The sequence below is a fragment of the Kluyvera ascorbata ATCC 33433 genome, assembly GCF_000735365.1.
Taxonomy (GTDB): domain Bacteria; phylum Pseudomonadota; class Gammaproteobacteria; order Enterobacterales; family Enterobacteriaceae; genus Kluyvera; species Kluyvera ascorbata.
In genome coordinates, this window is record NZ_JMPL01000141.1 from 1 (window position 1) to 10,413 (window position 10,413).

General features: G+C 55.7%; 9 protein-coding genes and 1 pseudogene. 3 read left to right on the plus strand and 7 right to left on the minus strand.

The window, feature by feature from the left end; genetic code table 11:
- The 4 genes from bcsB to bcsR all read right to left on the minus strand — a co-directional run.
- The coding region (gene bcsB / locus GKAS_RS20865; RefSeq protein WP_035897103.1) for a cellulose biosynthesis cyclic di-GMP-binding regulatory protein BcsB at window positions 1-1,391 on the minus strand (1,391 nt) is incomplete at its 3' end.
- A 13-nt stretch (window positions 1,392-1,404) separates the two neighbouring features.
- Window positions 1,405-4,023, minus strand: a complete 2,619-nt coding sequence (bcsA, locus tag GKAS_RS20870; RefSeq protein ID WP_035897094.1) for a UDP-forming cellulose synthase catalytic subunit — start codon at window positions 4,021-4,023, stop codon at window positions 1,405-1,407.
- A complete protein-coding gene (gene bcsQ / locus GKAS_RS20875) occupies window positions 4,020-4,772 on the minus strand; it encodes a cellulose biosynthesis protein BcsQ (RefSeq protein ID WP_035897095.1) in 753 nt (250 codons plus the stop codon). Before bcsQ ends, bcsA begins: the two co-directional genes overlap by 4 nt.
- 10 nt (window positions 4,773-4,782) lie before the next feature.
- The gene (bcsR, locus tag GKAS_RS20880) at window positions 4,783-4,983 is read right to left on the minus strand and encodes a cellulose biosynthesis protein BcsR (RefSeq protein WP_035897096.1); all 201 of its coding nucleotides are present in this window, start codon (window positions 4,981-4,983) and stop codon (window positions 4,783-4,785) included.
- Window positions 4,984-5,282: 299 nt separating this feature from the next.
- Between bcsR and bcsE the strand changes: the two genes are divergently transcribed.
- The 3 genes from bcsE to bcsG are packed head-to-tail and all read left to right on the plus strand — an operon-like array spanning window position 5,283 to window position 8,699.
- Complete coding sequence (gene bcsE, locus GKAS_RS20885) at window positions 5,283-6,842, plus strand: cellulose biosynthesis protein BcsE (protein ID WP_035897098.1); 1,560 nt, start codon at window positions 5,283-5,285, stop codon at window positions 6,840-6,842.
- A complete protein-coding gene (gene bcsF, locus GKAS_RS20890) occupies window positions 6,839-7,036 on the plus strand; it encodes a cellulose biosynthesis protein BcsF (protein WP_035897099.1) in 198 nt (65 codons plus the stop codon). The genes bcsE and bcsF overlap by 4 nt, the downstream gene beginning before the upstream one ends.
- Window positions 7,029-8,699 (plus strand): cellulose biosynthesis protein BcsG, encoded by a 1,671-nt coding sequence (gene bcsG / locus GKAS_RS20895; protein WP_035897101.1) that lies wholly within the window; start codon window positions 7,029-7,031, stop codon window positions 8,697-8,699. Before bcsF ends, bcsG begins: the two co-directional genes overlap by 8 nt.
- A gap of 86 nt (window positions 8,700-8,785) precedes the next feature.
- Here bcsG and GKAS_RS24280 read toward each other — a convergent pair whose 3' ends face one another.
- The 3 genes and pseudogenes from GKAS_RS24280 to dppD all read right to left on the minus strand — a co-directional run.
- Window positions 8,786-8,893 (minus strand): type I toxin-antitoxin system toxin Ldr family protein, encoded by a 108-nt coding sequence (locus GKAS_RS24280; protein ID WP_072011452.1) that lies wholly within the window; start codon window positions 8,891-8,893, stop codon window positions 8,786-8,788.
- A 397-nt stretch (window positions 8,894-9,290) separates the two neighbouring features.
- Window positions 9,291-10,301, minus strand: a complete 1,011-nt coding sequence (gene dppF, locus GKAS_RS20900) for a dipeptide ABC transporter ATP-binding subunit DppF (RefSeq protein ID WP_035897102.1) — start codon at window positions 10,299-10,301, stop codon at window positions 9,291-9,293.
- A pseudogene (gene dppD, locus GKAS_RS24660) lies at window positions 10,298-10,413 on the minus strand (dipeptide ABC transporter ATP-binding protein DppD); the annotation flags it as partial. The pseudogene dppD and the gene dppF, both read right to left, overlap by 4 nt.

Genomic DNA, 10,413 nt, shown 5'->3' on the forward strand with positions numbered 1-10,413 from the left:
GGGATGCTGACGTCGTTCTTACCGTCCAGCAGGCCTTGCAGCACCGGCAGACGCATCATCAGCTTGTTCACATCCTGCGTGCTGTTCAGGCTAAACGACTGCAGGAACTGGTTGTTCAGGCTGATATCCATCCGTGAGCTGTCCTTCACCGACGGCATGGTGTAACGGTATTTCAGATCCATGTCGATGCCGGTGCTGCGCAGCAGATAGAGATCCGGCGGCAGGTTCAGCGACAGGTTGATAGAGGCCGGTTCCAGCCCGGTGGACTGTAGCTGCTGTTCGTACGTTTTCAGCTCACCGAAGGTGACCGGACGGTCGGTACGCACCCAGTTTGGAGCGTCGTACGGCGCGCGGGCCAGCAGCGGTTTAACTTCATCCACCGTCACGCTGTCGCCACGGAACAGAATATTACCGGCCGCAATGCCCTGAGCGGCTTTCAGCAGGTCGTTATCGTCACGACCAAAGACCACCAGCAGCTTCATGTACGGGTTATTAGGATGGTCGATCATTTCGATCGTCGGTGCTTTCACCGCCGGGTGATCGCGCAGGAAGTCAGGACGACTTCCGTTAGTGGCAAAGACGATCGCGTTACTTTCCGGCAAGGTGTTAAACATCACCGGGAAGGTCTGGCCGCGCCAGCCGGCCTTCGCGCCAAACCACGAAGCGACGATACCGGCCGCCTGCTGCTGTGGTAGATCAGGAGAGCCGGCAAAGACCATCGGCAGATTCAGCGCGCGGTTATCGCGGGCGTCAAAGAACGGCACCGGGAAATGCGACAGGTCGTTACGCACCTTCAGCGACTGGTAGGTTAAATCCAGCGAGCTGTTACGCGCCACGTCCAGCCAGACGGTGGTGTTCGCCGGGTTTTCGCAGACGTCGCGGTAGTGGCCAATAAACTCAAGGCGCACACGGTTAAAATCGGTGATATAGAGCGGATCGATTGGGATCTGCGTCGAAACCTTTTTACCCAACTGCTCTTTGGTAACCGGCAGCACGCCCATCAGCTCATCGTTAAGATAAACCTTCAGCTGAGAGACGGTCGGCAGTAATGATGGAGACGGCGTGTAGGTCAGATTCAGCAGCGCCTTCGACACCACTTCGTCGCTGCGCATGCCGAACTCAATGCCACCGTCAGGATTCGCTCCGCGCAGGACCATGCTACCCGGCGGCGGCGCAATCTGGGCAAAAGAAAGCTTTACGTCGCGAGATGGCGCATCTTCCACCATCACCGGCGACGTGGTTGCCGCATCGGCAGGGGCAGGAGCCGCTGCGTTGTCCTGAACAGTCGGCGTTACGGCCACCTCTGTTGTCGGTTCTGAATGCGTCGTGAGCGGCAGTAAACTGCCCATGCCCACCGCCACTGCACAAATCCAGGAAAGTTTTCTTTTCATTGGTTCATCATCATTATTGTTGAGCCATAGCCGATAGCGGATGCTCGATTACCGCCTCACGTTCTGGACGGCGCGGAATGAACGAAGCCACCCACGCCACCAGCGAGGTGAGCGACCGGAAAATCTCTTTTGCCACCGGTGGCGCGAATTCGGCCAGGTGACGATAACCACGGAATCCCAGTTTCAGAATATCCATCAGGCTTTCCAGTGGTTTATCTTCCGGGAAGCTGTCCTGCCAGAGCGCCCACGTATCCGCACGCGCAAACGTACACTGTACAAAATCGATATGCTGGCGGGTGCTCATCGGCAGCAGCTTGAGACCCACTTCGCTGCCCAGTACGCGCACCACCTGCGTCGGGAAGACATACTCCTGCTGGCCGCGTTTGAGCAGCAGGTTGACCTTCTGCTCTTCCAGCACCTGGGCGTCACCGTTGATACGAATACCCACGCCGCCGTCAGAGAAGTCATGCACCGTACAGGAGAAGAGGTGACCGTCTTCACGGGAAATCGCCCCCGGCATTTTGATTTCAACGCGATGCGAACGACGCACCTGTTTACTTTCCACCGACACCGCCACCGCGCCGCCGAGGATAATCAGGTTATAGAACACCCACACCAGGCTTATCCACACGGTCAGCGTTTCATCCGCCGGGCCGTACAGGTAGCGCCAGATACCAAATGCCACACCCACCAGGTTCAGCAGCACGAGGAAGATATACGGGCGCGAGATAACCCAGTCGACGTATTCCTCTTCCACCAGCCCGCCTTTCGCGGTGACGTTGAATTTACCTTTGTGCGGGTTAAACAGCGCCACCATCGTCGGCGGCGCGATGTACCACGCAAGTACCGTTTCATAGATTTCACTCCAGAAGGAGTGGCGGTATTTGCCCTGAATTTTCGAGTTGGTCAGGCTGGCGTGAATCATGTGCGGCAGGACGAACAGCGCAATCATCAGCGCCGGGGCATAGATGATGTAGGCATGCAGCAGCAGGAAGGCCAGCGGCGCGGTAAGGAAGATAAGCCGCGGCACGCCCGACAAGAAGTGGAACATTGCGTTGAGGTAACACAGCCGCTGCGGTAGCTTCAGCCCTTTACCAAACAAGGGGTTATCCATACGGAATATCTGCACCATGCCGCGCGCCCAGCGAATACGCTGGCCGATATGCGCCGACAGACTCTCCGTCGCCAGCCCAGCCGCCTGCGGCAAACGCATGTAAGCAGAGGTGTAGCCACGACGGTGCAGACGCAGCGAGGTATGCGCATCTTCGGTCACGGTTTCTACGGCGATACCGCCAATTTCATCCAGCGGTTTACGGCGAATCACGGCGCAGGAGCCGCAGAAGAAGGTCGCATCCCACATGTCGTTACCGTCCTGCACCAGCCCGTAGAACAGCGTGCCTTCGTTCGGCGTTTTACGGAAACGGCCCAGGTTACGTTCAAACGGGTCAGGCGAGAAGAAGTGGTGCGGCGTCTGCATCATCGCCAGCTTCTTATCCTTCAGGAACCAGCCCATGGTCATCTGCAGGAACGAGCGCGTCGGCACGTGGTCGCAGTCGAAAATCGACACGAACTCGCCTTTGGCATACTTCAGCGCGTTGTTGATGTTCCCCGCTTTTGCATGTTCATGCGTGGTACGCGCTACGTAGTGAACGCCCACATCTTTGGCGAACTGCTTAAACTCTTCGCGGGCGCCGTCATCGAGGATCCAGATTTCAATCTTATCTTTTGGCCAGTCGATGCCGAGCGACGCATAAACGGTGTTTTTCACCACGTTCAGGTCTTCGTTATAGGTCGGCACGAAGATATCAACCGAAGGCCATTCGTTCATGTCCTTTGGCAGCGGCACCGGGTGGCGGTTCAGCGGCCAGACGACCTGGAAATAGCCCAGCACCAGCACAATCCAGGCATAGGTTTCGGCAAACAGCAGGATCAGACCACACACCAGGCTGACCGGATCATTCCAGTTGAGCGTTGAGGTATAGCGCCACCAGATGTAGCGGCAGGAAACCGTCAGCGAAAGCACAATCAGCATCAGCGCCGAGAAGCGCCCCGGGATGCGTCGCACCAGTAGCGCCACACCCCACAGTAGCAGCAGGAAGATAAACTGTGAGAGCGGGTTAAATGGCTGAGTAATACAGACCAGCGCCAGCATCAGCGACAGCGTGACCACGACACCAAGAATCAGGCGGCGCAGCTTTGGATTCAGGTGCGCCAGCTCTTTTTTGGCATCGAGATGACCGGTTTGCGCGCGCATCCGATTCGGCAGTTCCTCTGCCCAGCGATTGTAACGCTCACGTATCAGGTCAATGCCTGCCAGCGGTTTCCACGGGCGCGTGCTGCGCTGTTCTGATGGTTTGGTGGCAATGAGCCAGACCGCCTGTAGCGCGAAACGCAATGGATCAAGCGGACGCGGTCGGGAAAAATTAATATGCGGGAACAGTTCATCCTGACGGGCACTTAGCGCCTGCCAGCGAGGATTCTCCAGTGGCAGGAAGAGCCACGCCAGCCCCACCCACAGGCAGGTCAAGGTCGCGGAAAGCCAGGATGAGCCCGCCTGTCGATAGCCGAGATAGCGCTCGTGCAGTCGCGCATAAACCGGCGGAACGAATATCCAGCTGCCGAGGCGAATCATGCTTCGCGCTCCGTTACCGGGCGAAGCCCCGCGTAGTGCATCAGGCACCAGTTCGCGAGAGTGATCATCTCTTCAGCTGCGAGGGAATCATGGCGATATTCGCCCAGCGGCTGCTTGCTGGCCAGGCTTTCGGCCATCGCTTCATCGAGGTGAATGACCACCGGAAGCAGACGTCGCTGGGTTTGCAGCCAGACCTGGTAAAGGTCTTCCTGCAACGGGCTACTCATGCGTAACCCATTGATCAAAAGATGCGTGTTGGCAGGCTGAGGTTGTTGATGCAGGCGAACGTGGCAGTTAGCATCCGGTTTAAGAATCGTTAGCGTAAAGTGGCAGGCTTCGACAAGCGATGCGGTCCAGGGATAAAAGCCGTGGGGAAGATCCAGCAGAATCCACTGGTAGTGGCCTTCGCGCTCCAGCGTTTGCACCAGAGAAACTATCATCGATAGCGTATCACTCAGGGCTCCGGTATGTTCCAGCTCACCCGGTTGCAGCTGACCGAATGGCAGAACATCAATCAGCGAGGTGTAACGCAAACCGGCGTCGCGCCAGTCCTGACCGTCCAGCGCTGCTCGCGCCCAACCGCTTTGACGACCAATTTCATCGTTGAATGACAGACGTAGCATATTGTCAGGACACGCATCGATGACCAGCACCGACTCCCCGAGCAGCTGTAATGACCACGCTAATGCCGCCGTGATAGACGTTGTACCTACGCCGCCACGTACGCCCTGCAATCCCAGAATAGCCATTATGGCTTCCTTATTTTTGTTCGGCTTTTTGTTCTGCAAACTCTGCCAGCAGAGGCCAGCGCTTAAACGCCGCGGCTAATTTCTCACGCTGGGAAATATCAGTGTAATCTATATTGGGAAGAGAGAAAGCTCGACTTAAAGCGATAAAATCATTCTGAAAAGTGTAGCCAAGTTGAGAATCAACTGATGTCGCCGGTTCATTATCTGACATTTTTTTCTCCCTCTGAATTCAAAGTACGAATGCACCCATCACTCGAAGGGCAACCTTTCCATGAAATTCGTTTATACTCGTCATACTTCAGATTGTAGGCGAGTGATTCAGAACTTACTCACATCAACTACATAGTTATGCAGATTTCAGGGGATTTATTCTCTTATCACCTGACGATAACTCTAATAATGAAGAGTATACATGCTAAATCTGATGCTATTTAATTTCAATATTAGGTTTATTCTAGCGCTTACACTAGTAAACTTAAACGCAGGATTATCGTCGATAAGAGGGACGCGATGAACCCCATATTTTCTATTGGTATCCAGTCACTTTGGGATGAAGTGAGCCATATGCCTGCGGGCGGCGTGTGGTGGATTAATACTGACCGTCATGAAGATGCCGTAAGCCTGCTCAACCAGACGCTCTCCGCGCAGCAGAATACGGCGAAAGTGGCGGTGGTGTGCATGGGCCAAAACCCCAATAACCTTATAGAATTAAAGGGAAACTCCGGTCCTGATAAAATATCGCTGTTTACCATGCCGGGTAGCGCAGATAGCCTATACTTTATGCGCCGCGATCTGCTGCGCACGCTTGAACCCAACGGTTATTTCGTCATTCTGTTATGCGCCCACAATGCCTGGGAAAATATTCCAGCTGATAAAATCCACGATTGGGTAAACAAGTCTCAGAAATGGGCTAAATACTATGGCTGCACGCTTCTGGTGCTCAGCCCCGGCAACAATGCCGATGCCCAAACTTCCGTTTTACTCGGCGAGTATCGCGCCCTTTCCGGCCTGGCAAGTTTACGTTACCAGGGCGATAGTCAACTATTCGATATATCTTACTGGTCTAATGAAAAAGGCGTTAGCGCCCGCCAACAGCTCTTAATTAAACAAAACGACAACGGCTGGCATTTAGCGCAAGAAGAGGTTGCAAACGTTCAGCCACGTAGTGACGAAAAAGAAGTGCTCAGCAACATCGTTATTCTTGAAGGTGCGCCCGCACTTTCTGAGCACTGGACTTTATTCGACACCAACGACGCCGTTTTTAATGCCGCACGTACCGCCCAGGCCGCAACCGTCATATTTTCGCTAAGCCAGAATAGCCAGATAGAGCAGCTTGCTCGATATATTCATACGCTGCGTCGACAGCGCGGCAGCGCATTAAAAATTGTTGTCCGAGAGACCACTCCTAGCCTGCGTGCCACCGATGAACGCCTGCTGTTGAGCTGCGGGGCCAACATCGTTATCTCCGCAAGCGCCCCCCTCTCACGTAGTCTGACCTTAATTGAAAGCGTTCAGTCGCAGCAGTTTAGTCGTCACGTACCGGAAGATTTAACGACGCTGCTGGCCAACACTGAGCCGCTGAAGCTCAAGGGCTACCAGAAGTGGGACGTATTCTGCGACGCGGTGCAAAAAGTCATCAACAACACGCTGCTGCCTGCGGACAGCAAAGGCGTGATGGTGGCGCTAAGACCCGCGCCGGGACTGCGCGTTGAGCAGGCGTTGACCCTGTGCCGTCCGCACCGTATGGGCGATATCGTGACCATTGCCGATCGCCGCCTGGTGCTGTTCCTCTCCTTCTGCCGCGTCAACGACCTCGACAAAGCCCTGAACCATATTTTCCCGCTGCCAACCGGGGATATATTCTCTAACCGCATGATTTGGTTCGAAGATAAGCAAATCGCCGCAGAACTGGTTGATATGCGCGACGTGAAGCAGGAGCTCTGGACGCAGCCGCTGCGGATCTCGCCGAAGCCAAAAAACGTGATTAACGCGACCTACGAAGATAACAGCTGGCGCCGCTATCCCGAACCGTGCCGCCTGTCTACGGATGCCAAAGGAACATCATCATGATGTCGATAAGCGATATTATTCAACTCGTGATCCTCTGCGCGCTGATCTTTTTCCCGCTGGGTTACCTGGCGCGTCATTATCAGCGCCGTATTGAGAACACGTTCCGCTTGATGTTTCTAAAACCTCGCTATGTTAAACCCGTCGGCGTATTGCGCCGGGATCTGGCCGTCAGGGCAAAATCAAAAAATGACTAAATCGACGAAAAAAGACGCCGCTACCCCTTCACCGCTTTGGCACTACTGGCGGGGCCTGTCTGGCTGGAACCTCTATTTCCTGGTCAAGTTTGGCCTGCTGTGGGCGGGATACCTTAATTTCCATCCGATGATGAACCTCGTGTTCATGGCGTTCCTGATTTTCCCTCTGCCGAACAGCCGACTGCACCGCTGGCGCAACTGGATTGCCATTCCACTCGGCTTTGCGCTGTTCTGGCACGATACCTGGCTGCCAGGCCCGGAAAGCATTATGAGCCAGGGTTCGCAGATTGCGGGCTTTAGCGCTGATTACATCTGGGATCTGGTCACCCGCTTTATTAACTGGCAGATGGTCGGTGCCTTCTTTGTCCTCGTGGTCGCCTGGCTGTTCTTAAACCAGTGGATTCGTATTACCGTTTTTGTCGTCGCCGCGATGATATGGGTTAACATCAGCCCACTGCTCCCTTCTATTAACCTGTGGCCTACTGGGCAGGCAACTAACGCTACCGCTGCTACCACCACGGCCCCTGCCGCGGCGGCAAGTAGCGCAGCAGCAAGCGGTGATACCCCCGCACAGACCGCTGCACCAACGTCAGATAACCTGAACGCCTGGCTGAACAGCTTCTATGCTTCTGAAAGCAAACGGACCACCACCTTCCCGGCACAACTGCCGGAAGATGCTCAGCCGTTTGATCTGCTGGTTATCAACATCTGTTCGCTGGCTAACTCCGATGTGGACGCCGCAGGTATGATGCAGCATCCGCTGTGGTCGCACTTTGATATTCGCTTTAGCAACTTCAACTCCGCCACCTCATACAGCGGCCCGGCGGCGATTCGTCTGCTGCGTGCAAGCTGCGGTCAGCCGTCGCACACCAACCTGTATCAGCCAGCGGGCAACCAGTGCTACCTGTTTGATAACCTGGCGAAGCTGGGCTTCACCCAGCACCTGATGCTGGACCACAACGGTGTGTTCGGTGATTTCCTCAAAGAAGTGCGTGAAAATGGCGGCATGCAAAGCCCACTAATGGACCAAAGCAAACTGCCGGTTAACCTGCTCTCCTTCGATGGCTCACCGGTGTATGACGATCTGGCGGTACTCGACCGCTGGTTACAATCACCGGATATGCCTGCCGGTGGACGCTCCGCGACCTTCTACAACATTCTCCCACTGCATGACGGCAACCATTATCAGGGGCAGAGCAAAACGGCGGACTATAAGACTCGAGCGCAGAAATTGTTTGATGAACTGGACGACTTCTTTACCGAACTGGAGAAGTCGGGTCGTAGAGTGATGGTCATCGTGGTGCCAGAACACGGCGCGGCGCTGCAGGGCGATAAAATGCAGGTTTCTGGTCTGCGCGATATCCCAAGCCCGTCGATTACCCACGTACCGGCTGCGATTAAATTCTTCGGTATGAAAGCACCGCATCAGGGGGCCGCTATCGATATTAATCAGCCAAGCAGCTACCTGGCGGTTTCCGAATTGGTTGCCCGCGCGGTAGACGGTAAAATCTTTACCGAAGATAGCGTCGACTGGTCGGCCTTTACCGGCAACCTGCCGCAGACCGCCGCGGTGTCAGAGAACTCTAACGCCGTCGTCGTTCAGTATCAGGGTAAACCATACGTTCGCCTGAACGGCGGTTCCTGGGTGCCGTACCCACAGTAAAACGAAAAAGGCCGCAGGATTTTACCCCTGCGGCCCGGTTCGGGCGCATGCTGCCACTGCGGCGGACAAACGCCCGTCAGTTGACGTTATTTCCGGTCACGCCACCAGCTCAGAATCGCGCTGGTGATAATTCCCACCGCAATCGGAGCTGCCAGATCGTGCCAGAAAAGCACGCCAAGCTCTGCGAGCGTCATGTAGCCGCCTTGGTTGCAATAGCAACAGTTCGCGGCTATCCTTTGTTTGCGAGTCAAAGAATGGCCCCCGTTATGTTGCTGGTTTATACCAAACAACGTGCGGGGGTTTTCTCTTTCCAGCAACTTATGCCGCCGGGGATCAAGCCCCCGCAACATTGCGCCTCGCCGGGAAACCCGGCTTGCCGACGATACTACTGCAATCAGCCCTTCAACTCGCCGTCGTCACCCCTTTTTCAGAATAGCGCCCGACCTACCCGTAGCCCGGCCGAGCGCAGCGACGCCGGGATGAGTACCGAGCAGCCCCGGGGTCGGCGTAAACGCCTCGCCCGGGCTACAGGGACAAAAAAAGCCGCAGGGTTTTATCCCTGCGGCTCTGCTATCTCGGATGAGTATCGGGCTACGCCGTTTTTTCTGGATTCTCATCCTGATCGACTGCGAAACACGCCACCAGCTGGCCACCATACTCTTTCAGCTGTGGTTGCAGCTGCGTGCACTGGCCAAAACGGCGGCGGCAGCGGGCGTTGAACGCACAGCCCGGCGGTGGATTCAGTGGGCTTGGTAGCTCGCCGGTCAGTTTGATACGCTCGCGGCGGTCGTCCGGGTTCAGACGTGGGGTAGCGGAGAGCAGCGCCTGGGTGTACGGATGACGAGGATTGTTGAAGATCTGGTCCTTCGTCCCCTTCTCGACGCAGCGCCCCAGATACATCACCATCACTTCATCGGCAATGTGTTCTACGACTGACAGGTCGTGGGAGATAAAGACGTAGGACAGCCCCAACTCCTGCTGCAAATCCATCATCAGGTTCAGCACCTGCGCACGCACCGATACGTCGAGCGCGGAAACCGGTTCATCGGCAATCACCACGTCCGGGTCAAGCATCAGACCACGGGCAATAGCAATACGCTGGCGCTGGCCGCCGGAGAACATGTGCGGATAGCGGTCGTAGTGCTCGGTTTTCAGGCCCACTTTCGCCATCATCGCCAACGCTTTTTCACGGCGCTGCTCTTTGCTGAGCGAGGTGTTAATCAACAGCGGTTCTTCCAGAATCTGCCCCACTTTTTTACGCGGGTTCAGAGAACCGTAAGGGTTCTGGAATACAATCTGGATTTTCTGTCGACGCAGTTTCTGCGCGTGTGGGTCGTGCTTGAGCAGATCCTGCCCCTGATAATAAAGCTCACCGCCGCTCGGCGTTTCGATCATCGTCAGCAGGCGACCTAGCGTCGATTTACCGCAGCCGGACTCCCCAACCACCGCCAGCGTTTTGCCGCGCTCTAGGGTAAATGATACGCCGTCCAGCGCTTTCACCAGGCGTTCCGGGGCAAACATCCCCTTCTTCACCGGGTAGTGTTTTTTCAGGTCAATTGCCTGCAGCAGCGACTGCTGCGAGGTGGCCTCGTGCGTACTCATAGTGTGGGCCTCCCGGCATCATCGAGTGGGTAGTGACATTTCGACTGGCGAGCACCGTCAACGGTGTTCAGCTCAGGCTCTACGCTGCGGCATTTATCCGTCGCATACGGGC